Annotated in this window: 25 protein-coding genes and 2 pseudogenes; 12 read left to right on the top strand and 15 right to left on the bottom strand. The window is 45.2% G+C overall.

Annotated elements, in window-relative coordinates; genetic code table 11:
• From L8G48_RS00140 to L8G48_RS00120, 5 genes are all read right to left on the bottom strand, one after another.
• Positions 1-2,166: a dihydrolipoyl dehydrogenase family protein gene (locus tag L8G48_RS00140; RefSeq protein ID WP_248262594.1), complete on the bottom strand. Its 2,166-nt coding sequence runs from the start codon at positions 2,164-2,166 to the stop codon at positions 1-3.
• Between the two features lie 5 nt (positions 2,167-2,171).
• Positions 2,172-2,459 (bottom strand): type II toxin-antitoxin system RelE family toxin, encoded by a 288-nt coding sequence (locus L8G48_RS00135; RefSeq protein WP_248262593.1) that lies wholly within the window; start codon positions 2,457-2,459, stop codon positions 2,172-2,174.
• Positions 2,449-2,703, bottom strand: coding sequence for a type II toxin-antitoxin system Phd/YefM family antitoxin (locus tag L8G48_RS00130; RefSeq protein WP_248262592.1), 255 nt, complete (start codon positions 2,701-2,703; stop codon positions 2,449-2,451). The genes L8G48_RS00135 and L8G48_RS00130 overlap by 11 nt, the downstream gene beginning before the upstream one ends.
• A gap of 62 nt (positions 2,704-2,765) precedes the next feature.
• On the bottom strand, positions 2,766-5,015 hold the full coding sequence (locus L8G48_RS00125; RefSeq protein ID WP_282444581.1) for a TonB-dependent receptor: 2,250 nt from the start codon (positions 5,013-5,015) through the stop codon (positions 2,766-2,768).
• Positions 5,016-5,136: 121 nt separating this feature from the next.
• Positions 5,137-5,661: a hypothetical protein gene (locus L8G48_RS00120; RefSeq protein WP_248262590.1), complete on the bottom strand. Its 525-nt coding sequence runs from the start codon at positions 5,659-5,661 to the stop codon at positions 5,137-5,139.
• Here L8G48_RS00120 and L8G48_RS00115 point away from each other — a divergent pair.
• A complete protein-coding gene (locus L8G48_RS00115) occupies positions 5,660-6,568 on the top strand; it encodes an AraC family transcriptional regulator (RefSeq protein WP_248262589.1) in 909 nt (302 codons plus the stop codon). The two genes, L8G48_RS00120 and L8G48_RS00115, sit on opposite strands and share 2 nt — an antisense overlap.
• Positions 6,569-6,583: 15 nt before the next feature.
• Here the strand turns inward: L8G48_RS00115 and L8G48_RS00110 are convergent, their stop codons facing one another.
• Genes L8G48_RS00110 through L8G48_RS00090 form a run of 5 tightly spaced genes read right to left on the bottom strand, consistent with a single transcriptional unit; the run spans position 6,584 to position 10,637 of the window.
• Positions 6,584-8,188 carry a methyl-accepting chemotaxis protein gene (locus tag L8G48_RS00110; protein WP_248262588.1) on the bottom strand — a complete coding sequence of 535 codons (1,605 nt, stop codon included), beginning with the start codon at positions 8,186-8,188 and terminating at the stop codon, positions 6,584-6,586.
• The gene (locus L8G48_RS00105; protein ID WP_248262587.1) at positions 8,185-8,730 is read right to left on the bottom strand and encodes a DoxX family protein; all 546 of its coding nucleotides are present in this window, start codon (positions 8,728-8,730) and stop codon (positions 8,185-8,187) included. Before L8G48_RS00105 ends, L8G48_RS00110 begins: the two co-directional genes overlap by 4 nt.
• Entirely contained in the window at positions 8,711-9,418 is a 708-nt protein-coding gene (locus L8G48_RS00100) for an HvfC/BufC N-terminal domain-containing protein (RefSeq protein ID WP_248262586.1), read from the bottom strand. Before L8G48_RS00100 ends, L8G48_RS00105 begins: the two co-directional genes overlap by 20 nt.
• Positions 9,405-10,265: an MbnB/TglH/ChrH family RiPP precursor modification enzyme gene (locus L8G48_RS00095; protein ID WP_248262585.1), complete on the bottom strand. Its 861-nt coding sequence runs from the start codon at positions 10,263-10,265 to the stop codon at positions 9,405-9,407. Before L8G48_RS00095 ends, L8G48_RS00100 begins: the two co-directional genes overlap by 14 nt.
• Before the next feature lie 3 nt (positions 10,266-10,268).
• The gene (locus L8G48_RS00090; RefSeq protein ID WP_248262584.1) at positions 10,269-10,637 is read right to left on the bottom strand and encodes a BufA1 family periplasmic bufferin-type metallophore; all 369 of its coding nucleotides are present in this window, start codon (positions 10,635-10,637) and stop codon (positions 10,269-10,271) included.
• 169 nt (positions 10,638-10,806) lie between these two features.
• Between L8G48_RS00090 and L8G48_RS00085 the strand changes: the two genes are divergently transcribed.
• The 5 genes from L8G48_RS00085 (at position 10,807) to L8G48_RS00065 (ending at position 14,330) form a co-directional block, all read left to right on the top strand.
• The gene (locus L8G48_RS00085) at positions 10,807-11,715 is read left to right on the top strand and encodes an HD-GYP domain-containing protein (RefSeq protein ID WP_248262583.1); all 909 of its coding nucleotides are present in this window, start codon (positions 10,807-10,809) and stop codon (positions 11,713-11,715) included.
• A 24-nt stretch (positions 11,716-11,739) separates the two neighbouring features.
• Positions 11,740-12,279 carry a carboxymuconolactone decarboxylase family protein gene (locus L8G48_RS00080; RefSeq protein WP_248262582.1) on the top strand — a complete coding sequence of 180 codons (540 nt, stop codon included), beginning with the start codon at positions 11,740-11,742 and terminating at the stop codon, positions 12,277-12,279.
• Between the two features lie 19 nt (positions 12,280-12,298).
• Complete coding sequence (locus L8G48_RS00075) at positions 12,299-12,724, top strand: hypothetical protein (protein ID WP_248262581.1); 426 nt, start codon at positions 12,299-12,301, stop codon at positions 12,722-12,724.
• A 9-nt stretch (positions 12,725-12,733) separates the two neighbouring features.
• On the top strand, positions 12,734-13,525 hold the full coding sequence (locus L8G48_RS00070) for a DUF547 domain-containing protein (RefSeq protein WP_248262580.1): 792 nt from the start codon (positions 12,734-12,736) through the stop codon (positions 13,523-13,525).
• 82 nt (positions 13,526-13,607) lie between these two features.
• Positions 13,608-14,330, top strand: a complete 723-nt coding sequence (locus L8G48_RS00065) for a DUF1499 domain-containing protein (protein ID WP_248262579.1) — start codon at positions 13,608-13,610, stop codon at positions 14,328-14,330.
• A gap of 63 nt (positions 14,331-14,393) precedes the next feature.
• Here the strand turns inward: L8G48_RS00065 and L8G48_RS00060 are convergent, their stop codons facing one another.
• The 4 genes from L8G48_RS00060 to L8G48_RS00045 form a co-directional block, all read right to left on the bottom strand.
• The gene (locus L8G48_RS00060) at positions 14,394-14,993 is read right to left on the bottom strand and encodes a FlgO family outer membrane protein (RefSeq protein ID WP_248262578.1); all 600 of its coding nucleotides are present in this window, start codon (positions 14,991-14,993) and stop codon (positions 14,394-14,396) included.
• A 13-nt stretch (positions 14,994-15,006) separates the two neighbouring features.
• The gene (locus L8G48_RS00055; protein ID WP_248262577.1) at positions 15,007-15,573 is read right to left on the bottom strand and encodes a FlgO family outer membrane protein; all 567 of its coding nucleotides are present in this window, start codon (positions 15,571-15,573) and stop codon (positions 15,007-15,009) included.
• 65 nt (positions 15,574-15,638) lie between these two features.
• Positions 15,639-16,076 carry a hypothetical protein gene (locus L8G48_RS00050; protein ID WP_248262576.1) on the bottom strand — a complete coding sequence of 146 codons (438 nt, stop codon included), beginning with the start codon at positions 16,074-16,076 and terminating at the stop codon, positions 15,639-15,641.
• Between the two features lie 62 nt (positions 16,077-16,138).
• Entirely contained in the window at positions 16,139-17,410 is a 1,272-nt protein-coding gene (locus tag L8G48_RS00045; protein WP_248262575.1) for an IS4 family transposase, read from the bottom strand.
• A 98-nt stretch (positions 17,411-17,508) separates the two neighbouring features.
• On the opposite strand from L8G48_RS00045, the pseudogene L8G48_RS00040 reads away from it, so the two are divergent.
• The 6 genes and pseudogenes from L8G48_RS00040 to L8G48_RS00015 all read left to right on the top strand — a co-directional run.
• Positions 17,509-17,598 (top strand): annotated as a pseudogene (locus L8G48_RS00040) (IS5/IS1182 family transposase); the annotation flags it as partial.
• A 35-nt stretch (positions 17,599-17,633) separates the two neighbouring features.
• Positions 17,634-17,745: pseudogene (locus L8G48_RS00035) on the top strand (DDE-type integrase/transposase/recombinase); the annotation flags it as partial.
• 162 nt (positions 17,746-17,907) lie between these two features.
• Complete coding sequence (locus tag L8G48_RS00030; RefSeq protein WP_248262574.1) at positions 17,908-20,982, top strand: TonB-dependent receptor domain-containing protein; 3,075 nt, start codon at positions 17,908-17,910, stop codon at positions 20,980-20,982.
• Positions 20,983-21,053: 71 nt separating this feature from the next.
• On the top strand, positions 21,054-21,686 hold the full coding sequence (locus L8G48_RS00025; protein WP_248262573.1) for a DUF6445 family protein: 633 nt from the start codon (positions 21,054-21,056) through the stop codon (positions 21,684-21,686).
• A gap of 86 nt (positions 21,687-21,772) precedes the next feature.
• Positions 21,773-22,357, top strand: coding sequence for a hypothetical protein (locus tag L8G48_RS00020; RefSeq protein WP_248262572.1), 585 nt, complete (start codon positions 21,773-21,775; stop codon positions 22,355-22,357).
• A gap of 258 nt (positions 22,358-22,615) precedes the next feature.
• Complete coding sequence (locus L8G48_RS00015; protein ID WP_248262571.1) at positions 22,616-23,737, top strand: ISAs1 family transposase; 1,122 nt, start codon at positions 22,616-22,618, stop codon at positions 23,735-23,737.
• Between the two features lie 313 nt (positions 23,738-24,050).
• On the opposite strand, the gene tnpC is transcribed toward L8G48_RS00015, so the two are convergent.
• Positions 24,051-25,079: IS66 family transposase (gene tnpC, locus L8G48_RS00005; protein ID WP_348983625.1), on the bottom strand; the 1,029-nt coding region annotated here is incomplete at its 5' end.

Raw genomic sequence — 25,079 nt, 5'->3', positions numbered from 1 at the left:
TTAACTTCGGCGCCAGCGGTGAAACTTCTCTACCCATGTTAGCAACTTCTCAGGAGCATTTGCCCGCTTCCATTCACCGGCCACGTATTTATTCGCTTCTGCCAGCGTCGGGTAACTGTGTATGGTGCCCAGTATTTTATTCAGACCAATACCATGTTTCATGGCCAGTACATACTCCGCCAGCAGCTCACCAGCTTGCGGCCCAACAATACTCACACCCAGCAGCTCGTCTTTGCCCGGTTTGGTCAGCACTTTCACCCGACCGTAGGCATTGTCATCTGTTATCGCACGATCCAGCTCTCCTATATCGTACTCGGTAATTTCATATTCTCTATTTTCTTTTTTCGCCTGTTGCTCAGTTAAACCAACATTTGCGACTTGCGGCGAGGTATAAGTCACCCACGGCATCACAGAGTAGTCCACTCTGAACGTTTTTATTGGATCAAATAACGCGTTAACCGACGCATACCAGGCCTGATGCGCCGCTGCGTGCGTAAATTGATAAGGCCCCGCAACATCGCCACAGGCATAGATATTGGGAAAGTTGGTTTGCAACATTTCGTTGGTGCTGACGGTTTTGCCAGTCTGTACACCGAGCTCCTCCAGCCCAAAGCCTGAAATATTAGCCTGCCGTCCCAGCGCAATCAGCACTTTATCAAACGGCAGCTCAACCTCCTGGCTCTTGCCGTCAACAGCGTGCTCTGCAATCAGAACTGACTCGCCATTATGTTGCTCGAAACGCACCGCTTTGTGGTTCAGCTTAATATCAATGCCTTCGCTGGCCAGGCGCTGGGTCAGCAGGTTAGCGGTATCCTCGTCTTCCGGTCCCATTAAGCGGTCAGCCATTTCCACCTGAGTCACTTGTGAACCTAAACGCTGAAACGCCTGAGACAATTCGCAACCGATTGGCCCGCCGCCAAGAACAAGCAGACGTTTCGGTAAGTTTTGCAGCTCCCACAGTGAGTCAGAGGTTAGATAATCCACCTTATCCAGACCTTCAAACTTCGGTACCAGCGGTTTAGCGCCGGTGGCAATAATAATGCTGCGGGTGGTAATGCGTTTAGTTTCCTGCTTACCTTCAACGTTGTTGGTTACTTCAACTTCCCAGGGAGAAATAATGCGGGCTTCGCCCTGCTCCACATCCACACCCAACTTGGTGTAGCGTTCAACAGAGTCGTGCGGCTCAATCTCTGTTATAACCGATTTCACTTGCTGCATGACTTGTTTGAAGTCAACCGAAACTTCTCCAACATTAATGCCAACTCTTCCGGCATTACGCGCATTATGAGCCAGTTCAGCAACATGCAATAAAGCTTTAGAAGGCACACAGCCGGTATTCAGGCAGTCGCCACCCATTTTATGTTTTTCAATAAGCGTCACTTTGGCTTTTACCGCTGACGCTATGTAAGCACTAACCAACCCGGCTGAACCAGCGCCAATCACCACTAAATTATTATCAAAAGACTTCGGCTTTTTATAACCCTTGAACGCTTTACGGCGTTTAAGAAAAGCCAATATCGCTTTCGCAATAAGAGGGAAAATACCCAACAGAACAAAGGCACCTATTAGGTCAGCAGACACAACATCTCCCAGACCGGATATCTGAACTAATTGAGTCCCCGCGTTAACGTAAACCGCGGTACCCAGCAACATGCCAATTTGGCTGACCCAATAAAACGTCCATGTTTTTATTTTGGTGAGCCCCATTACCAGGTTAATAACAAAAAACGGAAACAGCGGCACTAAGCGCAGGCTCAGCAGGTAGAATGCTCCGTCGCGCTCCATTCCTCTGTTGATAGCGGCTAAACGGTCCCCGAACTTTTCCTGCACCCAGTCATGCAGAATAAAGCGGGCGCTTAAAAAGGCCAGGAATGCGCCAAGTGAGCTGGCGAAGCTGGCTAATAAAAGCCCCCATCCGAGACCAAAAATAGCGCCGGAGCCCAGCGTTAGAATGGCAGCTCCGGGCAGCGATAAAGCCGTTGTCACCACATAAATCACAAAATAGACAGCGAATACTGTGAAAGGATAGTCCACAAAAAGCTGATTCAGCTGCTGCTGTTTCTCCTTTAACACATCCAGTGACAGATATTGCGTTACATCAAACGCAAAAGCACTGACAAAAAGCGCAATAATAACCAGTAGTAACAACAACTTTTTAAATGACATAAAAATTAATCCAATCGCTTTTGAGCGTTAATATACACTCTGTTTTTATCGCGTTTACCTACCGCTACAACGGTAATCACAAGCTCAGAGTCTCGTACTTGATACATCAATCTATAACCCAGTTTTCGCAATTTCACTTTGTAACAGTTATCCATTCCCTTTAAACGGGACGACAGGACATGAGGTAATTCGATACTTTGTTTTAGTCTGGCTTTAAATTGCGCCTGAACATCCTTGTTCAACTTCTTCCATTCCTTATGAGCTGAACGTTTAAACGTCAGCTTATAAGTCATCGATATTCACCTCAACTTCGTCTTCGTGTTGGCGTTTTTTAACTAACTCCAGCAATTCCCTGTCTTCCAGCTCTTCCATTAGTGCCTCGTAGGTTGCTGCCGGAATACAGTAAAACGCCGGTTGGTTTCGATTCAAAACTGCCACAGGCTCGCCGTGAGACTCTTCAACAACGGCCATCGGGTTTTTCTTTAACTCACTAATACTGGTTGAGTTACGTGCATAAATGGGTCTAACCGTTTTCATAAGACCTCCTAAAAGACTATTAACAGGTCTTATTATAGATCATTTAATTTATTACGCCAGCTTTAGAACGTGTAATTAACACTCAAACGAGCATGCCGTGGCTGCGACGGAAACGCCAGCGTAGCGCCAAAATAACCACCCTCGAATACCGGTGACCAGTTGTCCTGATCGGTGGCGTTAAACACATCTACCCGGGCACTGAGTTGCTCATTAAAGCGGTAGCGCGCGTTCAGGTTTAAGGTATGCTGATCCCGTATAAAAACGGTTTGCAGATAATCCAACGGGTAGTGCTTGGTATAGCTTAAATCAGCGCCTACGGACCATTTTTCTGTAATATTCCAGCCCGCCACAGCTGATGCCTGTACTTGAGGAATTCCCTGCAGCCGCTGTTGCGATGCTGCAAATGCTGTAAAGCTGGGCGAGCCCACACCAGTTCCTTCTATAATATCCGGCCGTGAATCGTCGAAGATATCCGCTACTTGACCGGTCCCCTGGAATGCTGCTGAATTGTCAAAGTAGGCATCAATATAACTGGCCGCTAAGGTTAACCAATAACCGTTTTCGTGAGCGTAGTGCCATTGCGTTTCAAAACCTTCGGTGCGAATGCCACTGTTAGAGCCGTCGCGATTACGCAAGCTTCGCTCTTGATCAAAAACTGCGGCATCGGCATACCAGCGTGCGCTGTCAGGGGCATATTTGACACCCAATTCATACAATGAATTTTCTGTGGCAAAGTTTTGCGAATCGATTTCCCCCGCACCATTTAATACGGTGCCACCGGCCATAGAGTTTGAGGTTGAATCACTTTCATAGGCCGTTGCATAAAAGGTCAGTTCTGGTGTCCAGTTATACTGAGTTGATAAGCTCACCGCAGTTAGCCAGTCGTTGTGGGTATCGCTGGCCGCTTCAACACCTTGCGGAGGAATCGGATCTTTCGCGTCAACGTCGTAATAGTCGGCTCTTATACCACCGGTAATGCGCCATTTATCCGTAATATCCAGCTCATGTTGGGCGAAAACACCCCACTGGTAACTTTTTGAATCCGTGGTATCTGAGGTAATAAAATCGCCGCTGCCATCGCCGTTTACATCATATTGTCCACCCGGTGACACAAATAACCCCGGACGCAGCTCAATTAAACCCGCCTTCTGTTCATTGGTTAAAGGAATGCGGCGATTACTGAGCGGGCCCGTCAAATCAATGGGGTTATCGGCCTCGGTAGAGAATTGACTGTAGCCGAGCACATCATTTACCCGCACGTTAACACCGACCACTGTCTTTTTATTGATATGAAGTTCAGTGCGGTTTTCAAACGTATGCGCATCATCAATAATTTCGACAAAGCTGTTCTGGTTAATGCCCTCACGCGTTAAATATTGATAATAAGTGCGGTTAACTAAGACCATATCGTCACTTAACCAATGCTGAAGTTTGGCATGCAACAACGTTGTTTCTGCAGTATTGGTGTCCAGCGGGTCGGTCAGTGTGGTGCTGCGATCAATTTCCACTTCACCGATTGGGCTTACAATGGCTCCTGCTCCCGGAACACGAGAGCCATTTGACTGAACGCCCTGCCCGGTAATGTAGACGTTATTATCGATTAAATTCTGAGTGGGACGGTTGATACCGGCGTTATCGGTCCACTCTACGTCATAATATTCCAGCGACACATCAAATTGAGTGTCTTCATTCGGAGAAAACTTGTAAGCCAGCAAAATGTCATCACTGCGATGTTCGTCAAAATCGTAAAAGCTGTCTTCATCGACATATTCTGCGCTGATCCTCAAACCTTGCTCGTTATCTTTTAATACCCAATTGTGGTCAAGCTGCAACCGATACTTATTCCACTTGCCAAGCTGCGCTTTCAAGGTTGAGTCTGACTCATTTAGCCGCGCGGTTTTAGGTTGTAAGTTCACAAAACCGCCGACACGCTGAGAAGTTCCCAGCATTACCGGTGGGGCACCTTTAACTACCGCTATGCCCTCAATGGCATTAAACGACATGGGAATACCGAGCCCATTATTCCCCGCTTGACGGCGCATACCGGCTTCGTACAACTCACCCAGCTGCCCGCGCAATGTCGGTAACGACGGGTTACCAAAACCGGCGGCCGCAAAACTGTTGGGAGCAAAACGAGCAATGTCGTGTAAGTCATTGATCGCAGCCTCTTCCATTAAGAAGGCGCTGATAGCCGTGGCAGCACGCGGAATATCCTGCAGGCTTTCCGCTAAACCAAATACCCCTTCGGTTCCCTGTTCAGACGGCAACACAACGCTGCCGTCGTCACGGCCCATCACCTCTATAATTTCCATGGGTTTTTCCTGAGCCAGAGCTAAGGCGGGTACAAACGCTAAAACTGTCAGTTTTTTCACTTATAACATCCTAAAGTTTTTATTAAGTCGACTATAAACGTAACTTAGTTGCATTTTGGTTTTACCAAGTCTTAATTATCTGGCTGAGTACTTCTCGAGTCTTTGTATTTTTTAAATCGTTACCACAAATATACAGACAGATAGTTTCTGAATTAAGCGTTATTGGGTCTTCAACACTCATTATATCCGGTACTTCTCTAAAATAACGACCCAACACATAATTCAAGTTTTTATATTTTTTTCGCAAAGGTAATTCACTGGAGAAAATAAGCCTAACCTTTGGATTCGCGCGCATCACCTCACCTAAAACCCGATCAACCGACGCTTTAACGGCAGATGTTACGGCCAAAGAGACGACCACGGCGTCGGTAGTGCTGGTGATTTTTTGTTGAACATGAGACAAACAGGTCACTTGCTCTACAGTCACTCCTAACTCTTTTAAAAAAGGAGCCATGTCGCCAACAATATCAGGATGCGGCCTGGCTAATACGACTGAACGAATCGCCAATTGAAAGCTCCTCTTTACTAAGTTCAGGGTGAATGATTTACTGGCTCTATGTTGGCATTTAGACAAAATAAATGACATGACAGAAACACCGAAAAACACCACTAAAATAACAGACAGCGTTGATGCTTTGCTTAACCAGGTAGCCCAGGGAACTGAGTTTCACTTCCAGTCAGGTTTATGTGGTGACTGGACACTCATGGCCGATGAGCCCGAAAAAGCCGCCTTGCACTTAGTTACCGAAGGTGACTGCTGGTTTGGCTTTCCAGCTGACCAAAGCGCTGTTACTCAATTGCATGGCGGCGACGTTATTTTTGTAAACCAAGGTGTTTCTCATTTTGTTAGCCGGCGCCCAATTCCAACCCCAATTAGCGAAGACAAAATAGCGAATTTCTGTCAGCCTGAACATGAGCAAAATGGTATTGTTTGCTACGACATTAACAGCCCCTCCGCAACCACCGATACGGTATTTCGGTTACTCCCGCCATGGGTTATTTTAAATCACCAAAATCAAGCTCAGTCCATGCAGTCATTAATAACCATGATTCGTGAAGAAACCAGGAAAGGTGAGGCTGGTAGCAATACCGTGGTTCAACGCTTAAGCGATGTTTTAGCGATACAATTGCTCAGAGCTGTGATTTCATCTCACACCGAGTTGAAAGGTCCATTAGCAGCACTTCAGGATCGTCAGCTAAGAGGCGTAGTGCTTGCTATTATAGACGAGCCGGGTGGTGACTGGTGCGTTGAAACCATGGCAAAACAGGCGTTTTTATCAACCAGCGCTTTCGCCGACCGTTGCCACAGGCAAACGGGAATGGCACCCAAAAAGCTCGTTGACCAATTGCGTCTGCAACGAGCCCGAATGCTATTAAAAAACACTCAGTTACCGCTTGAGTTAATCGCTGAACAACTCGGCTATCAGTCAGCTACAGCATTTAGTCGATTTTTTAAACGCTACGAGGGTGTATCGGCCAGCAGTTATCGCTAAATTTACAAACACAGTTTATTTCAATTTAAATTGTTTTAAAGATTGTTGTAATTGCGCTGACAGGCTATCTAACTGCTCAGCAGCCGCACTGGTACTCTGACTCGCCTGACCGGTCTCATTAACACTGGTTTGAAACTGTTCCGTGCTGCTGGATAACCCCTGACTGGTTTGTTTTTGCTCGTCAAGTGCTGCCGAAATATCCTGTACCAAAGCAACCACCTCATCGAAGTTAGACTGAATAGTACGAATGGCCTGTTTAGCTTCTTCCCCCTCTTTTACACCTTTATTCACCCGCTCCACACCTTCGTTCATTTGGTCGACTGACCGTTGAGCAACGTCCTGAATTTTTTGCACCATGGACTCAATTTCGCCCGTTGACGTGCTGGTTCGAGTCGCAAGTGCTCTGACTTCATCCGCTACCACCGCAAAACCACGGCCATGCTCACCGGCTCGTGCGGCTTCAATGGCTGCGTTTAACGCCAATAAATTCGTTTGATCTGCAATAACTTTTATTGTATCCACAATTTCAGTAATTTGTTTCGACTGCTCACCTAAACTATGAATATCACCGGAAGACTCTTTCACTGAGGTTGCAATAGCTTCCATACTATTAACAGCACTCTCAACTGTCGCTGCACTTTTGTGCATATTTTCTCCGGAAGACAAGGCAACTTCACCGGCCTGAGACGACTGAGCAGCAACATGCTCAATGTGCTCGTTCAACGACTGTATTGCTCGCAGTACTTCATCACTAGCGTCACTTTCCTTTCTCACCGTTTGGCTCAAGCTGCCGGAAGTATTGACAAGGTCATCACCAACTTGATGGATTTCGTTACCAGCCTGTTTAACCGCCCCTAAAATGTTCTGCAATTGTTGCCGCATTACATCAAGGGCTGACATCAACTCGTTAACTTCATCCTTTTTATCGGTTTCAATTTCAACTAATAAATTTCCCTGCCCAATTGCTCTCGCCGCATCGACAGTTTGCTGTAAACGCGTAACTAACTGCTGACGCACCGATAGTGCAGCCACAACAATAACAATGAGCAACACTGCGGCGCCGCCAAACATAACCCAAACACTGAGCTGATCAAAAAATTCGGCTTTCTGCTGCTGTTGTTCAATAGCACTTCTTTTAAGGTTTCTGTATTCGTTAAATAAAGAACGTAAATCCTCTAACAGCATTTCGCCCCGAGCTTGCCCAATGTAGCGCCTTGCCTCAGCCAGCTTGCCACTTTTAGCCATATCTAATGTTGGAATAAGGGCTATCTCGTGCCAACCATCAAAAATATCGCGAACATCTTGTAAAAGTACGTTTTCCTTGTCATTTTTCTCGCTCTGCCGAAGGGTAGACAACGACTGATTAAACTGCTCCAGAGAGCTTTCATAAGGTGCCATAAAGTCCTCATACCCGGTAATAACAAAACCGCGCTGCCCGTTCTCCATAGCCAACAGAGACCGCTGAGCGGTTCCTGCGTGCGCCAGTTGCGAGTTGTAATGTTCAATTTGAGCGATACTCTGCTGGTTGACGTTGAGGGTAAAGGTCATCAGACCAATAAATACCACAAATACAATTGCTATAGCCGCAAATGCTAAAACCATTTTGTGGACAAGTTTCATACTGTGCCCTTCTGTTTTATAAAACGTTTCTTAATTAAACTCTTTTTAATCAAATAATCAAGGCTTAACCGGCCGGGTCCAAAACTGACTAAAATTAGAGCGGCAAGCATCCACCAGGCAGCAGGGTTAATAAAATGATTTAAGTCCGGGTAAACCGCCAACTGGATAAATAATGTCATACCGAACAATCCTGCAGCGGCAGGTCGACTTAACAAGCCGATAATAAGCAGCAACGGCAACGCAACTTCTGTAATTGCGGCAATATAAGCCATCGACTCGGCAATCCAAAGCCCGAAGCTATTTTGTGCATAACTTAAGGTTTCGCTATCACATAGCTGCAAAGCGCCCTCTCTTGGAGGGTCAGGACAAAAAAACTCATACTTAAACAAGGTTAATTTAGACTCATTAAAGTCAAACCATGTATTCCACTTTGACAATCCCGATTTTATAAAAGCATGAGCCAGCAATAACCTTGCCCCCAGCAAAATAAAATCGCGCAGCCACCGGTTAAGCCAAATAACCCTACCTATCAAGTTGTTCACGACAAAGTCCTCCAATCATTAACAGACGACCAAACCAGTCACTCAGTGAAAACGGTGGATAATCAGAACTGACTCGTTCAGAAGACCCTTCGACGGGTAAGCCCTGAACCAGGCACTCAACAAAAAGAGACTCCGGTTCAGATAACAGCATTAAATTAACCTGTTGCCTTTCGTTTCGATAAAACAATACGTCTGCCTGTGAGCCTTTTGCTCTGTCAGACAGCATTTCGGCATCACCTTTACCACTGTATGATAACCACGATTGTAAGTGTGAATATCGGCACGCAACAACTTGTACAGACGGATGCAGTTGAAGTTCTGCTAATACCTTTTCTGATGTAATTTCATGCGCCTGCACTGAGGGTATATCTTTAGCCATTAAGCTCGATAGCCAGGCATAATCAAGTGCTGCAATATCGGCTTCAAAAAAGCAGTTTTGTTCACGAAACACATCAGCCAGTTGAACGCCATAATTGACTAAATAAGGCGACTCAGGGGGAAAGCGCTGACAGTACTCGCGCAATAACGGGCGTAAAGCTTCTTTACCCGTTAGTGCCATTAACGTGGGAAAATTGCTTTCCAACGCATTACGCAAAGCGACCATTCTGTTATTAGCGTATATGGCGAAAGGACTGGTTGCATCGCCGCGCTGGCAGCAGTCAATAACCTGTTGTTCAAGTGACAACATCACAATACTCCTGCTTCAAACGATGCAGCTCCAGCCCCTCGGCTAATAACTGGTTAAATGCGGGTAGATTTGCGTCGCGTTCCAGTAAAGTCGGTTTGTTTCCCCAAGTTTGGCAGGCTAATTTCAGTAGCTCTTTTATAGGTTCTGGTACCGCTTGGCTATGGCTATCAATCAGTAGATTATTTATCGATTTGTCGTGCTCAAATCCTGCTACATGGATTTCACCAACGTAGTTAGCCGGAATTTTCTGAATAAAATTAGCCGCGTTAATACCGCAGTTCACCTCACTTAAGTACAAGTTGGTAATGTCAATTAAAAGTCCGCAACCACTGCGCCGGGCTACCTCAGTTAAAAATTCAGGTTCGCCCTGTTCATGCTCAAGCGTGACATAGTGAGTCGGGTTCTCCACCAAAATGGGGCGGCCAATAGCATTCTGATAACGATTAATATTATCAACGAGAATTTTTAAGGCCTCGTGACTGCGCTTAATGGGGAGTAAATCGGCAAGGTATTCATGCTCATAAACCGACCAGGCAACGTGCTCCGAAACCAAGGCAGGCTCGAATTCACCAACCAGTTTCTGCACATTTTGCAAATGCTCAGATTGTTGACCGGACCTATTACCTAAAGAACCGGCCACCCCATGAAAACTCAATGGAAAGCGCTCAGATAAGTGCTTTAGCATTCGCTTTCTCGGACCACCAATTGAGCAGTAGTTTTCAGTGTGAACTTCAAACCAAAGCTCTTTTTCTTCGCATTTCATGGCCGCGTCATAAAAATCCGCTTTAAAACTTAAGCCGACACCTCTAGGGGGTGCCGGTGCTAAGTTTTGGTTTCCGTGCGTCATTAGTTACGCCGTATTACGATCTAAAGGCTTCAGCGCCGCTTCTCCTTCAGGCGTTGTAATGTATTCGCAACTTCCTTTGGGAGTATAGGTCCAGGCATTCCCCTGAAAATCGATGGTTGAAGTACCTTCACAGCTGGTACCAGCGCCCGCACGACAGTCATTTTCGCCAGCTAAAGCAACACCATAGCAACGCTCCATGCGACCATCGACTTGATCGCCGTTCATCCACTGGTTAAACTTCTGCTGTACGTTTTGTGGCGCACTATCTTCCAGACTTAAGTGATCGTTGCCACTGGCAACCGCTGCTCCACTTGCCAGTGAAGCCATTGCAGCACCTGTCATTAACGCCGTTTGAATCGATGACTTTTTCATATTAAGCACTCCTTTTGTTTGTGTGCATTTATAGATTAGACCGCCTGTTGCGTTATGTCGGTATCTAAAACACCGAAACACACAACTAAAACACCAGAACCAACCGTTCACGCTTCCCTAACCTCGCCAGTTGCTTCTAAGATGATGTCAACCATATAGGAGACTCATTATGTTAAACCGTCTTAAACAGCTGTGGTCACAAGCGTCAGCAAACCAAACGCTACAGAAAGCCTCACAAACCGAACTGCTAACCAGTTTAGCGGTCATGGCCTGGTTCGTCGAAGCAAAAGACCCCTATACCGGCGGCCATCTTTGGCGCGTATCGCAGTATGCCAAGCTTATGGCTAAGCATGAAAGGTTTTCGGCAGCAGATACGGCGCGTATCGGCCTGGGTGGTTTTTTACACGACCTGGGTAAAGTCTCAATCGCCGATCATATTTTAGGAAAACCGGAGCGTTTATCAGAGGAAGAGTTCGATATTATGAAAACTCACCCTTCTAACGGGGCTCGGTTGCTGGCTGCTCACCCGCTTTCGGACCTGGTGATAAAAGCCGTTGAACTGCACCACGAACGCCCTGACGGAAAGGGCTATCCGCACGGTCTAACCCACGCTGCAATTCCTGTAGAAGCAGCAATAGTGGGTGTTGCCGATGCCTTTGACGCCATGACCAGTACGCGACCGTATAGTTCGCCAAAGAGTAAAACCAAGGCATTATCTATACTTAAAGAAAATGCAGGTCAACAATTTAATGCGCGTTGGGTAAATGTGATGCATGCGTTAGATGAACAACAATTACTTGATGAAGTTTTAATGCACAGCGATGACGGTATTCCACTGCATGAATGTCCGAGTTGCGGACCGGTTGTCACTCAGGCGAGCGATGCCAATATCAATGATCTTATCGCCTGCCCTTTGTGTAATGCAGAAATGAAGTTATTGAAAGAGCATTCACATTGGATAGCAAAACCGACAGGCCATTATGTCAGCCCGAGTGCGAACCAACCCAAAGAAGACACAGCAATGATAAAACGCTTTATCGAGCAAACCGTTGCTCCGCTAAACGAGGCAACGTATTAATTCAACCTCTGAAGGATTAAAAAAATGACAGATTTTAAATTACACGATAAAAGTTCAGCGCCTGAAAACAGCAAACCACTGCTGGAAGGTTCAGAAAAAGAAATGGGTATGATACCTAATTTGCACGCGGTGATGGCCGACGCTCCGGGATTGCTGAAAGCGTATCAAGATGTTCACGGTTTATTTATCGACAGTAGCTTTAACAAGAACGAGCTTACCGTCGTTTGGCAAACCATTAATGTTTATCACAGCTGCCACTACTGCGTGCCGGCGCATACCGCTATTGCCAAGCAGATGGGCGCCGATGACTCTATTACGGAGCAGTTGAAAAAAGGTGAAACCCTGAGTGACCGTCAGTTACAGGCGCTGCGCTTATTTACTGAGGCTATGCTGGAAAAACGTGGTCAAGTTTCTCAAACTGACTTAAAAGACTTTTTTGATGCAGGCTACGGCAATCGTCAAGTGCTGGAAGTCATTTTAGGGATTAGTCAAAAAACCATGAGTAACTATACTAACGCTATTGCCGAAACACCCATCGACGAACCCTTTAAGAAATTCGCCTGATGCTATTGCACAAGGTGAGATGCTAAATGCAACAACGGAAGCAACTTATGAGCAAGTCCTTAGAGCAAAACTCCCGTGGGCGCTACTGGCGCTTCGGGTCGGCATTTTTATTGTGATGTTTGTATGGGCGCTGGATAAGTTTGTTAACCCAGGACATACGGCAGCCGTGTTTGAAGGTTTTTATGGTATTGGTGGTCTCTCTGCAACCATTGCCACCGTATTAGGTGCCGTGCAGGTCGTATTGTGCCTGGCTTTTTTATTAGGGCTATGGAAGACCATTACTTACGGTATTATTCTGATATTGCATGGTCTGTCGACTTTATCGTCTTTCCCGCAATACTTAGACGCCTTTAATAACTTGCTGTTTTTTGCCGCATGGCCCATGTTAGCAGCTTGTATTGCGCTATTTATATTGCGTGAGTATGACACTAAGTTGAGCTTTTAAGGTGAGACAATGACTCGATTAATACTGGTTATTTGGGGCTTATGTTTTCAAATGGCTGCGTTCGCGCAGTCGTTTGACCATTCACACGAAGCTTTTAGCGACGTTTTAGAAAAACATGTTGTTGTCTACGACGATAACTTAAAATCAGCGGTTGATTACAAACAACTGGCTCAAAATCGACAACGGCTTGACAGTTATTTGACGTCGCTGTCGCAAGTACAAAAAAACGAATATCAAAACTGGACTCAAAGCCAACAGTTAGCGTTCTTAATCAACGCTTACAACGGTTTTACATTACAATTAATTATCGACAATATCGCTAAGTTTGAGTCTGGAAATGCTGAATCGATAAGAGATTTAGGCGGATTTTTTACCAGCCCCTGGGAGCAGGATTTTTTCAATCTGCTGGGACAAAAGCGCACACTGGACTGGGTTGAGCATGAAAAAATCCGCGTAGATTTTGACGAACCACGCATACATGCCGCTCTAGTTTGTGCAGCGGTGAGTTGCCCTAAACTTCGTGCTGAAGCCTTTACAGGTGACCAATTGGAATCTCAGTTAGAAAGCCAGATGTTTGCTTTTTTAAGCGACCGGGATAAAAACGGTATTGATGAAAAAGGTCTTTATTTATCTAAGATTTTTGACTGGTATAGAGATGATTTTGGCAATATCCGTGACTACATGCGCCAGTACGCCGGTGCGCTGACTAATAAGGCAGAACACAAGCAGCGGCTCAACTCGGAAACTCCGATTCGATACACGGACTATAATTGGCAACTAAATGACGTTCAGAACCGTTAACATCATTCGACAGCTAAATTCACATTGACCCAAACCCAGTATAATGACGTAATGACAAACCACATTATTAAGAGGGTTTTCTATGAAAATGCTACACGGTTTATTTATTCTTCTGGGGTTATTGTCTGTTGTACTGCTCGCTATTTCCGGGCCTCTGTATAAAAGCGGTACGGCAGAGCTTGGCACCGCCTTTTTATTGCTGCGCTGGGCCGCTTATATTGGCGCAGCCACTTTTGTTCTGAACATTATTTGGTATCTTATTCGCCGTCCGCGGGGAATGGTAGCTGGCTTAAGTGGTTTAGCCATTATTGCAGGCGGGTTCGCTTTTTACATGCCTTTCAGTCAGTACCTTAAGGCGCAAAATGTTCCCGCAATTCACGATATTACCACCGACACACAAAACCCACCGGAGTTTATCGCGATTGCACCATTAAGAGCTGATGCACCAAACCCGGTTGAGTATGCCGGCGAAGAAACCGCTAAACAGCAACACGAAGCCTACCCTGAACTATCAACCTACACCTCGCTTGAGTCGCCTGACGGGCTCTTCTCAGCGGCTTTACTCGCTGTTGATAAAATGGGCTGGGAACTCGTTGAAAGTTCAGAAACTGAAGGCCGCATTGAAGCGACCGCAACCACAACCTGGTTTGGCTTTAAAGACGATGTGGTTATTCGAGTACGTAAAACCACCGATGGCAGTGAACTCGATATTCGCAGTAAGTCGCGTGTTGGTCGTAGCGATGTCGGTAAAAATGCAGAGCGGATTCGTGAGTATCTATCATTGCTGAAGCCTGAGTTACGCTAAAACACTTTTACGCGCATAAAGGTGTTAAAACTTGCACTTTTATGCGCAATAAAGTGTCTATGTTTACGGTGCCTTGCGTATTGTCGGCTGCCCGTAACTTTCATCTAACTGCCGAGCCACCGCTTCCGGGATAAAAACCTGAGCCACACTGACAACCGCTTTCGTATTGATATCGACTAACCGGGTATTAGCCATTACGCCGTTACGATGATGCGATAATGTACCGACTAAAACATGGGTGATCGGCATAATTTCATCCAGTTCCAGATAATCACGAGTTAACGCAAAGTCACCTTTGGGTGTTACGCGAATGAAATCAGTTGCTTTGAAATCCAGCACACTAAGTTCACGACGATGCAACTCAAGCAGCAGTTGTTCGGACAGTACCTGACTTAATGCCGAGCTTTCATCATACTGACTGGTTACGCCAACCAAGTTGGTGATGCCGACCTTCGCTGTATTCAAGCGAATACTCGCATTATCCACTAACTGCTCCGCCAATTGCGCACTGAATTTAGCACTATCCGGCTGCGCATAGATTTTCTCCGATGAAGCTTCTTCACTCTCTGGCACTGGAGCTTTCACGACTTCTTGTTTGGCTGGTAAAACCGTGCAAGCACTTAATGAAAACGCTGCAACGACTGTAAAAACGAATAACTTCATAACAGTGCCTCTTTTAATGACGTTGTAAACGGCCATTAACCAGCTCAGTTTGCTTATTCGGCCAATACAAGTGTTTGGGAACATAGCGATTCGCCGCTGCCAAAACTTCCTGATTACGACGGTCAATAATTCGTAGGTTAACCATAGTGCCGGCATCTTTGCGGGAGAGGGTTCCGACCAAGACCCAGTCGAGCTTAGGATGAGTCTCAAGTTCATCAACCTCCCGAGCCATAGCCGTTGCACCATCTTTTGTCAGCGTTATGTAGTCTTGCGCCCTGAACTCAACAACATTTAAATTATATTCTTTCAAATGAGCATATATGCTTTCGCTTAGCTGATGACTCAGCTTGTATAGCGAATCACCCGGTTGGGGAAACTCCAGTGTTTCTGCCAGAACCCAACGCGTTATGCCAATATTTGAATAGGCGTAAGACTGACTAACCTGACTCAACTGCTCGGAGAGATCGGCTGCCAAGTCATCACCGATCTTTTCATGTGGATTACTGGCATGCGCCGACACGGGACTAACAGTAATTAGCAAAGCCGCAGTAACGGCTGCAAGCATAGAACGAGGAAACATAAACGCACCTGTAATTGAAACGCTGATGCTCTCTTATCGGCAGGTGGGGAGGAATGTTTAGTTATTCACTCAACCGGTTTTACTGTTCTTTTCTCTGAAAGGTGAACGTCGATTAATTGCTCATTATAATAAAAAAACGTCATTATAACTGTAATGATTTCACCTGTTGACTCATAAGACAATATTCGGACACTAGAGCAAGAGCCTGACTCGCAGGGCGCAGGCGGCTCTTCACCAAGTAGGTCATTCGAATTATCTACGCTGGTAAAGTTTGACTGATTGGTCAACACCGCTGAATCATCCAGTTCTAATACTTGACTCCTAATAATATTGCCTTCTCCTTCCCAAACAACCAATGTAGCTTGATCAAGTTTTTCATTATGAAAGATTTCACTACAAACCTTTTTCCCGCAGTCTGGAAGTGTGTCGAATTCAGCATTTACAGAATTCACAAAAAATAGACCAAATGTAGCTATTATTAATTGGTAAATTTTAAACGGCATGTAACCTTCCTTGTACTAGTAGTTAAATTCAGAAAACTTAATTTAGCTTCATAAGTTGGACATTAAGAAATAATGGGCACCAGACCCGGCGCCAAACGGCCGGTTTTCCTGTCTCTGTCCGGGTGCGCCCGTTTAGCGTATCGGGATAGATAATCCATTGCCCAGCACCATGTTTGTTTTAAATCAGCATGGTCGTAATGGATGATGGACTCCATTAATTTGTAAAACCAACCCTGCGTATTTTTTGCCACCATAAAGCTTGAAATCGCCACGCCTTTAATCTGCTGAATACTAAAGCCAATATGCCGCTTTACCAACAGCGTCAGTAAACTCACCCAGACCAGACCTTCCATCATTGTTGCTTTTCGCGTGTTGAACTTCCGTAAGTTGCAATACGACTTCCATTCTTTAAACAGCAGCTCTATCTGCCAGCGCAGGCTATACAACTGAATAATCGTGCTCGCCGGGTAGCCGCTGCGCGGCAGGTTGGTAACCCAATAAGTCGGCTCTCTTTTCCCTTTTGCCCAACTGGCTATCATTCGATAACCGTGGCGATTTTCAACATCCATATCAACGACACCACTGCGCCGGATGTGACCTTTTACCTGCTTCAGCGATTGCCCTTCAAAGCGCTTTAATGCCCGGCCTTTCACCGTAAAAGCATTCAGGACACGCGGATTGCTCGTCGTCTTTGCCCAAACAGCATAAAATCCGCCAGCCACATCAATTTCTCGCAAATACGACAGTTTGAAGTACCCTCTGTCTGCCAAAAATAGTTGGTTTTTCAACGTCTCTGCCTTTGGCAGGTAATCATACTCAGCTTTGCTGTCAGCGCTCACTGACACCGTACCCGGTTGACTACTCAACATGTCCCAGGTGACATGAACTTCTATCGCGGCCGGGCTGATTGTCGTGAAACGACCTTTAAAAACATCTCGCAAACCATGGTGTACGGCGAAAGAGCTGCCGTCCTGAACAACAATTTGTTCAAACTGTGTCAAATTCACCTCAGTTCCCAACACTTGTTGCTGCCAGTTTGCCATCGCCATCCGGACTAACCGTTTCATCATGACGACCAACTCAGGTTTACTGAGTTGGTTGTGGAATGGCTTGTACTGCACGTCACAGAAGGTCAGACTGGTGAAATAGCGATGTAAGTCACTGATGGAATCAACGGTTTTATCACCTAATGCGGTGACTAACGACATCACCAGTTCAAACGGCCTTACCACCCGCTTCCGGGCACAAAACCCACTACTTTGGCCAATATCATTAATTTTAAATGCATTCAGGACTTTCGTTATTGTCGCAAGCTCGGTATTATTTTTAGGCATGTCTTCAAATTTGACTCATGTTGTTTGTTTGGCGATAAACAGCTGATCAAATTTGGAGCATGCATTCAAGCTTTATTTCCTTAAGATCCTACCTATGAATATCAACTAGGTATGAAAAGTTAGCGAGAAATTATGCCCGTATGGTGTCACTGGCATTTTCATTGATGTGGCTACCGATGTATTGCTGAATAAAATATGTACAGGAAAGATCAACACGCCCTAGTGGGTAAGCGACATTACTTACTGTGTGCACTTATGAAGGGTTCCTTTACGTGGCAACAGTTATCGACCTGTTCTCTAGACGCATTGTTGGCTGGTCAATGGACAAAAATATGAATAAACCGATTGGCTACCCTGTAAGGTTAACTTTCTCTTATATCTCTTTTTATAACAAAATAACCACTAAAATTTTACAATTGATTAACTTCCTGATAGTTTTTAAACAGCTTCTATTAAATGAAGCGATATAATAAAAACGTTCCAGGGAGTTTTTACTCATGAAAAATATGACATTTCGAAAAAGCTTAACGGCTGCAGCGGTTGCTGCGTCTTTAGGGTTTCCTGCTTTGGTATACGCGCAAGACTCTGCGCAAAATCAAAATGAAGAAGAAACGACTGCAAAAGAAGAAGTTGCAGAGCGAATTCAGGTAACAGGTTCGCGTGTTAAACGAGTCGATCTTGAACCAACTCAGTTAGTTGACTTTGTTGATGACAGCTATTTGAAAGACAGAGGTATAACTAACGCAATTACAGGTGTTTTAGATCTACCGGGAGTTGGTGCAGGTAATACCCCAACGATTGGCGGTAATACAGAGGCTTCCTCGCAAGGTTTAGGCCAAAATACCATAAGTCTATATGGCCTAGGTTCTCAACGTACACTGACACTGATTAATGGTAGTCGATTCATTTCGAGCAACTCGCCAGTTGGTGGCGGCAGTGCACCGGGCTCTCAGGTTGATGTTAACAATATACCTGTTTCTTTAATCGAACGAATTGAAGTTATGAAAGTAGGCGGTGCTCCGGTATATGGTGCAGACGCCGTAGCCGGTGTTGTAAACTATATTCTTAAAAAAGACTATGAAGGCGCTGAAATTTCATTCGACTATGGCTATGTTGATGGGATCAATAGCGATCAATCGTTTCGTGGCCTACTAGGTGGTAACTTCGACAACGACCGTGGTAACTTGGTAGTTGCCGTTGAATATAATGAAACTGATAATATTGCTGCTTCACGCGTGCCGACTTTAGCTAATAGCTGGAGTTCATTCACACCAGCAGCGGGTCAAGGTGTACCGGGTCCTGACGGTGAAATTCCTTCAAACCAAGTATTATTAGTGCCAGACGGTCGTGCGGGTATTTTATCTAATTCTGGACTAATTACGCCGGGACCAACAGCCGTTACTAACCTAGGACTTGGTGCGTGGGGTGGTGAGTTTATTCAGTTTAACCCTGACGGTTCGGGGACTATAGTACCTTATGATCCAGGCAACCCAACGGGTAACCAGATATGGGCGTCGGGCGGCGATGGACTTAACCTCGCTGAAGCCAATACGGCTCGTGAGGGCTTTGAAAGATACAATATTACTGTTTTAGGTAATTATGAAATAAACGATTACGTAAACCTGGATTTGTCTATTTTTGCTAACCGTTCAGACGCTGCAAACCAAGGGTACCAAGCACAGAAATACAGTTCAGGTATCTTCGGCGGAACCGGTAGTGCATTACTGTTTGATACAGACAACCCCTTTTTGACGAATGACGCTCGCCAGACAATTGAAGGACTTGCTGGTGGCCCAACAAGTTTTTACATGCATAAAGGATGGCTTGATCTCGGGCAGCGTGAAATTATTAATGAATCATCTGTAAACAGCTTCAATTTGACCTTCAACGGCTCATTTGATGCAATGGATCGCTTCTTCGACTGGTCTGTTGGGTACCAAAAAGGTATTTCAACTGTTTACTCGCAAGACAAAGCGATTGATGATGCTAAGTGGCTGGCAGCGATGGATGTTGGTCTAAATCCTGAAACAGGTGAAATTGACTGTCGCTATAATTACGTTGATGACTATGAAGGTGGTTTTGTCCCAAGTGGACAAGGGGTAACTGGCACCGAAAATATTCTGGGGGCTAAAGACACCTGTGCACCGTTGAATCCATTTGGAACCATTAGCGACGCTGCAAAAGAATACGTAACCTATAATGACCAAGGGCAATCTCGCCTTGAACAAGCTATTTTTTCAGCATATCTCGGCGGTGACTTAATTGATCTTCCGGCAGGTGTTCTTGGCTTTGCATTAGGTTATGAGCGTCGCACAGAGAAAGCCGAGTTTCGTCCTGATGGCTCAGCCGAGTTGGTTGGTTTTGCACCAAATGCAACCGCTGGCGGCTACAAAACGGAAGATATGTATGTTGAATTTGTAGCGCCTTTAATCTCTAAAGAGATGGATATTCCTTTACTGCAAAATCTTACATTAGATGCTTCGTATCGTAATATTGATAATGACTTAGCGGGACAAGATGATGTCTGGGCCGCTGGACTAAACTGGCGCGTATATGAAGACCTTATGATACGGGGCAATATTTCTGAGACAGCACGTGCGCCGGCTGTAACAGAACTGTTCTTGCCTGTCGTTGAGACAACAAGCTTTGCAACCGATCCTTGTGATGCGCGTAACCTAGAAAGTGGTCCAAACCCAGCGACTCGTCAGGCTAACTGTGCAGCTGATGGCCTTCCTGCTGATTTCGCTTCTGAGATTCAAAATGCTTCACGCCGAGGATTTACTGGCGGGAATCAAAACTTGGAGAACGAAAAAGCAGAAAGTACTAACGTGGGTATAGTTTACACCCCGAGTTGGGCTGAGGGCTTCAATATGTCAGTGGACTATATCCAAATTGATATTGAGGACGCAATTCTACAGTTCTCATTAACGGATATTCTTGAAGCTTGTTACGATGGAACTGATTTTCCGAATGAGTTCTGTGGGCAATTCACACGCTTACCAAACGGCCAATTTCCACAAGTAGACGCATTCCAGTCAGGATATGTTAATGCTGCTATACGTAACTTTGAAGGGGTCGAATACTCGTTGAACTACAGGAACGATCTGAAAGACTATCCTTTGGTTGGTGACTTCTTCAGTCCCGATTCTGGTAGCCTGAGTTGGAACTTGAGAGTGTTTAACCAGCGTAAAAATGAGATTTCAAATACTGGTTTCGACTTCACAGATGATACAGGTGAGTTTAGTGATCCTGATATTGTCGCTAATCTCCAAGTTGGTTATTCTGTAGGTGATTTGTATGCCTTTATGGATGTAAACCACACGGGTCGCACTGAGCGTGACGTTGAACAGACTGAACCGCTTCAGTATATTGATCAAAATGGTAACCCTTATACTGAGGTTACATCACGTACGACATTTGATTTGGGGGCAACTTATCAATTGGCAGAAGGATTGAGCCTTAGAGCGAACGTCTTAAATGCTTTTGATTGGGAACCGTCACCAGTTGAAATTTCAATTGGGCGTTTCACCTACGGCAGAATCTATAATTTAGGTGTTACTTACCAATTTTAAAATGCAGTTATATGATAAAGCCGGGCAGAATTGCCCGGCTTTTTTATTGCTGTATGGGATTCAGTTTTTGAGTGAAAAGAGGTAACGCTAATCTTATGTACCAAAGTCTTATTGTCATAGATGAATTCCTTGATTTTATCGATAACCTTCGTCAGAAAGCATTAAACGCGGAGTACGCCAATTCAGATAAACAAACTTACTTCCCCGGGAGTAACTCAAAGCAGCCGTTCTATATAAACGGACTTGATAAGCTGATATCTAATTTGGTTGGAGAAGAATTAACCCTTTCACCAGGTAACAGCCATGGAAAGTTCAGAGTAGCTTTAGGAGGAGATAGAGGTAAAGGGGGGGTGCATATTGATAAATGTCAGTGGTCAGGAATCTTGTATTTGACTCGGGATGAAGATTGCCAGGGGGGTACGGATTTCTATCGTCATAAATTACTTAATTCTGACCGCGCACCACTAAATCAAAAAGACTTAAAAAAAATGGGTGTCAAATCCTTTGAGTCATTTTGGCATGATTATTTATTAAAGGATGGAACAGACCAAAGCAAATGGGAGTTGATAACCCATATTCTAATGAAGTATAACAGACTGATTCTATTTCGGCCGTGGTTATTTCATAATGCAGGACCCAGTTTCGGTACGAATATTAAAAATGGTCGACTTATTTATCCATTATTTTATGATAATGAAAAATAATAGCTATCCTTAAGTAGCTTAAGAGCTTACCTAGATTTTTTCGCTAGTGTTTAGGAACTTTAAACGTAAATTATGTGAGCAGAGTTATGGAAAAAACGAATCATCGAGCACTCTCCATCTTTAAAGTAGGATTTTTAGTTATGGGGATGGGCATAGTCAATACTGCAATGGCTGACGAAGTCACTAAAAAACTTGAAGCGTGCGCCCAAATTGAAAATGACGAGAGAAGACTTTTTTGTCTTGACAAGTTAATCGCATCGCTTGCTAGTGATGAAAGAAAAGCTAGTTTAAGCGCTGCAAAAAACAGTGCGGAGTCGGAGAAGTCGCTTAAAGTTTCGCCAAATAATACAATGCCACAGATTGCTTCTACGGGCCGGGATGGCAGTCATACCGAGAGTTCTAATCATTCCGAAACTTCATTCGGAATTGAAAGCAGAGAAAAGGAAACTATTGTACAAAAGATTTATGCTACTATCGTTAAAATAAATAAATCTAGGTTTAGAGACACGACTTATGAATTAGGTAACGGTCAAATTTGGGCAAAAAAAGATAGTAGTCGCCTAAAAATTATGAAAGGTGATGAAATATATATTGAGCGGGGGGCGCTATCTTCTTTTTATTTAGGGAAAGATAGCCAGAATACCAGGACTAAAGTAAATCGCATAAAGTAAAATTGGGTGTTTAATATAATTCAGGATGTCTTTTATTAGCATTATTTTATACAATACAGAATAGATCTATCTAAGGGGTTAATATGTTTATATTTGAAATGATGCGTACGGGGCAACTCCATCCAATTGCTTTAGGACTACCACTTTTTCAGGGCAAGATCGTGAACGTTTCTTAACCACTTAAGTGGTTAGTAAACGATCCATTTGACGATCCGGCTTAGTCGTGATCTTATACTCTCTTTTACGGAGAGTGAAACCATGTATATCGAAGCCTTCACCACGCACTTTGGCGATTTAGCCGATACACGTCAGTCAGCAAAAGTAACCTATCCTCTTGAGGATATTCTGTTTATTACTTTATGTGGTGTTGTCGCCGGAGCCGAGGGCTGGAGCGAGATCCGCGATTATGCCGATGGCCACATTGACTGGTTTCAACAGCATGGTTACTTACGCGAAGGCGTGCCAGTCGATGATACCATTGCCCGTACCATTTCGCGGATTGACCCGGAACAGTTCAGAGCCTGCTTTATCAACTGGATGCAGGCGGTCCATGAAAGCACCGAAGGACAAATGATTGCGATTGACGGTAAAACACTGCGAAGCTCATACCAGCGGGGCGACCGCCAATCAACGATACACATGGTCAATGCGTTTGCGTGTGCCAATCAAGTCGTGCTTGGTCAGATAAAGACCTCAGAAAAATCAAACGAAATCACGGCGATCCCTGAGCTTATTCAGTTACTTGATATCCAGGATACCTTGGTATCGATTGACGCCATGGGCTGCCAGACTCGTATCGCAGAGGAAATTGTGGAGCAAGGTGGTGATTATCTGTTTACGCTCAAAAGAAACCACGGCAAACTCTTCAAGGCGGTGGAACATGCCTTTTCTGAAGCACGCAAAGCGCCACTTGGCGGCTTAAGCTTCGAACAAAAGCATGGCCGCATAGACGCTCGTATCTACCATGTGCTGAGCGCAGAAGTCGTCAGTAAAGCGTTTCCTGGATGGCCAGAATTAAAAACCCTAGGAATGAGCATGAGCTTTCGTCAGCAGAGAGGGAAAGCACCTAAACTGACATACCGTTACCACATCAGCTCAGCAACACTGACTGAGCAGCAACTGGCCGAAGCGGTACGTTCACACTGGGCTGTAGAAAACAGTCTGCACTGGGTACTGGACGTGAGCATGGGTGAAGACGATTGCCAGATACACCAGAACCACGGAGCTGAAAACTGGTCGATGCTGCGCCACTTAGCATTGAATATGCTGCGTGCTGAGTCATCAAAAGGCAGCATCCCGGCTAAGCAAAAACGGGCCTGGATGAAAGCCAGCTACCTAGAGGCTGTTTTAACAGCAGGGTTTAGCAGGATGGTCAATTAATAAGCATTCATGCGGTTGCCCTAACCACTTTTTCAGCTTATCATTTTGATTTGTTTAATCATTATTGCATCCCAAAAGAACTACAAGCTATATTTTCCGATTATTTTAGGTCTCATACCTTTTGTTAGCATATTTGCTTTAATTGTTTATGTAGGGCTGCCAGTTAAGTCTAATCGTTAAATTTTGATGGCAGTCTCTATACAATATTACTCCAGATTCAACTAAGTAAGCGTCGCTAGTAGCACACATTGACCGTAGTATTTTCCAGGTGGGTCAATTTTGTTGGCCATTTAACCGGCCAGGATAATTGACGCTAGCGTGTGAGCTCGATATTCCAGGACAGCAGGTGGTCGATATTATCGCTGTCGTTAATAAGTGGCCACTGCCCGAACAGGCTCATCAGGTAGTCAATCGGTTGTAGGTTATTAGCCTTGGCCGTTTCGACCAGGCTGTAAAGCACGGCACTGGCATCGGCACCACCATGGGTGTTGGCGAACAGCCAGGCTTTGCGACCGATGACGAACGGTTTTATCGCGCGCTCGGCGCGGTTGTTATCGATATTAATGCGTCCGTCGGTTAAATACACTTGCAACTTCGACCACTGGTTCAATGTGTATTGCAAGGCTTTGCCCAGCACACTGGTCGGTGGCACTTGATTCAACTGCCTATCAAGCCACTCTTTAAAGTCGCTCATTACAGCTGCGGACTCGCTTTGTCGTGCATGCAAACGCTCATCCGCTGACTTATCAGCCATCAGCCGTTCAACACGGTACAGCTTTTGAATAAACGCAATCGCAGCATCGGCTTTACCGGTTTTCTTTTTTCCCTGCACGGTTTTGGCGTCCACGAACTTACGTCTGGCATGTGCCCAGCAACCGGCAAGGATAGCATCGGTTTGCTCGTAACCTTGATAGCCGTCCACTTGCAATGGTCCACGGTAACCCTGCAGGAAGTCTTTCGGATGTGACCCACCGCGACCATCCTGATAGTCATACAGTACGATGTTCGGTGGTGATGAGGTATTATCGGGCGGTGGCTTATCTGTGCCGCAACCATACACCCACATGTAGGACTTACTTTTCTCAGACTGGATGACTTTTATTGTTGTCTCGTCCGCCCACAGCACCGGCTGCTGCACGAGAAGGTCATGCATGCGCTGGTACAGTGGCTCAAGTTTTTGGCTGACAGCTACCAGCCAACGGCTCATGGTCTGGCGACTGATATCGGCGCCGAACTGCTTAAACATCGCTTCTTGACGATACAGCGGCAGGCCATACTGGAACTTAGCCGTGATGATTTGGGCCAGTAGGCTTGGAGTAGTGATGCTCTTTGGCAGCATGCT

The organism is Idiomarina aminovorans (assembly GCF_023155095.1).
Classification (GTDB): Bacteria; Pseudomonadota; Gammaproteobacteria; order Enterobacterales; family Alteromonadaceae; genus Idiomarina; species Idiomarina aminovorans.
Note: the sequence above shows the minus strand (reverse complement) of the source record. Positions and strands in the feature narration are given on the sequence as shown.

Bases quoted from the DNA above. Each gene is read 5' to 3' on its own strand.
- L8G48_RS00140 (WP_248262594.1), bottom strand. From the start codon at position 2,166: ATGTCATTTAAAAAGTTGTTGTTACTACTGGTTATTATTGCGCTTTTT.
- L8G48_RS00135 (WP_248262593.1), bottom strand. From the start codon at position 2,459: ATGACTTATAAGCTGACGTTTAAACGTTCAGCTCATAAGGAATGGAAG.
- L8G48_RS00130 (WP_248262592.1), bottom strand. From the start codon at position 2,703: ATGAAAACGGTTAGACCCATTTATGCACGTAACTCAACCAGTATTAGT.
- L8G48_RS00125 (WP_282444581.1), bottom strand. From the start codon at position 5,015: ATGGAAATTATAGAGGTGATGGGCCGTGACGACGGCAGCGTTGTGTTG.
- L8G48_RS00115 (WP_248262589.1), top strand. From the start codon at position 5,660: ATGACAGAAACACCGAAAAACACCACTAAAATAACAGACAGCGTTGAT.
- L8G48_RS00120 (WP_248262590.1), bottom strand. From the start codon at position 5,661: ATGTCATTTATTTTGTCTAAATGCCAACATAGAGCCAGTAAATCATTC.
- L8G48_RS00110 (WP_248262588.1), bottom strand. From the start codon at position 8,188: ATGAAACTTGTCCACAAAATGGTTTTAGCATTTGCGGCTATAGCAATT.
- L8G48_RS00100 (WP_248262586.1), bottom strand. From the start codon at position 9,418: ATGTTGTCACTTGAACAACAGGTTATTGACTGCTGCCAGCGCGGCGAT.
- L8G48_RS00095 (WP_248262585.1), bottom strand. From the start codon at position 10,265: ATGACGCACGGAAACCAAAACTTAGCACCGGCACCCCCTAGAGGTGTC.
- L8G48_RS00090 (WP_248262584.1), bottom strand. From the start codon at position 10,637: ATGAAAAAGTCATCGATTCAAACGGCGTTAATGACAGGTGCTGCAATG.
- L8G48_RS00085 (WP_248262583.1), top strand. From the start codon at position 10,807: ATGTTAAACCGTCTTAAACAGCTGTGGTCACAAGCGTCAGCAAACCAA.
- L8G48_RS00080 (WP_248262582.1), top strand. From the start codon at position 11,740: ATGACAGATTTTAAATTACACGATAAAAGTTCAGCGCCTGAAAACAGC.
- L8G48_RS00075 (WP_248262581.1), top strand. From the start codon at position 12,299: ATGCTAAATGCAACAACGGAAGCAACTTATGAGCAAGTCCTTAGAGCA.
- L8G48_RS00070 (WP_248262580.1), top strand. From the start codon at position 12,734: ATGACTCGATTAATACTGGTTATTTGGGGCTTATGTTTTCAAATGGCT.
- L8G48_RS00065 (WP_248262579.1), top strand. From the start codon at position 13,608: ATGAAAATGCTACACGGTTTATTTATTCTTCTGGGGTTATTGTCTGTT.
- L8G48_RS00060 (WP_248262578.1), bottom strand. From the start codon at position 14,993: ATGAAGTTATTCGTTTTTACAGTCGTTGCAGCGTTTTCATTAAGTGCT.
- L8G48_RS00055 (WP_248262577.1), bottom strand. From the start codon at position 15,573: ATGTTTCCTCGTTCTATGCTTGCAGCCGTTACTGCGGCTTTGCTAATT.
- L8G48_RS00050 (WP_248262576.1), bottom strand. From the start codon at position 16,076: ATGCCGTTTAAAATTTACCAATTAATAATAGCTACATTTGGTCTATTT.
- L8G48_RS00045 (WP_248262575.1), bottom strand. From the start codon at position 17,410: ATGCCTAAAAATAATACCGAGCTTGCGACAATAACGAAAGTCCTGAAT.
- L8G48_RS00030 (WP_248262574.1), top strand. From the start codon at position 17,908: ATGAAAAATATGACATTTCGAAAAAGCTTAACGGCTGCAGCGGTTGCT.
- L8G48_RS00020 (WP_248262572.1), top strand. From the start codon at position 21,773: ATGGAAAAAACGAATCATCGAGCACTCTCCATCTTTAAAGTAGGATTT.
- L8G48_RS00015 (WP_248262571.1), top strand. From the start codon at position 22,616: ATGTATATCGAAGCCTTCACCACGCACTTTGGCGATTTAGCCGATACA.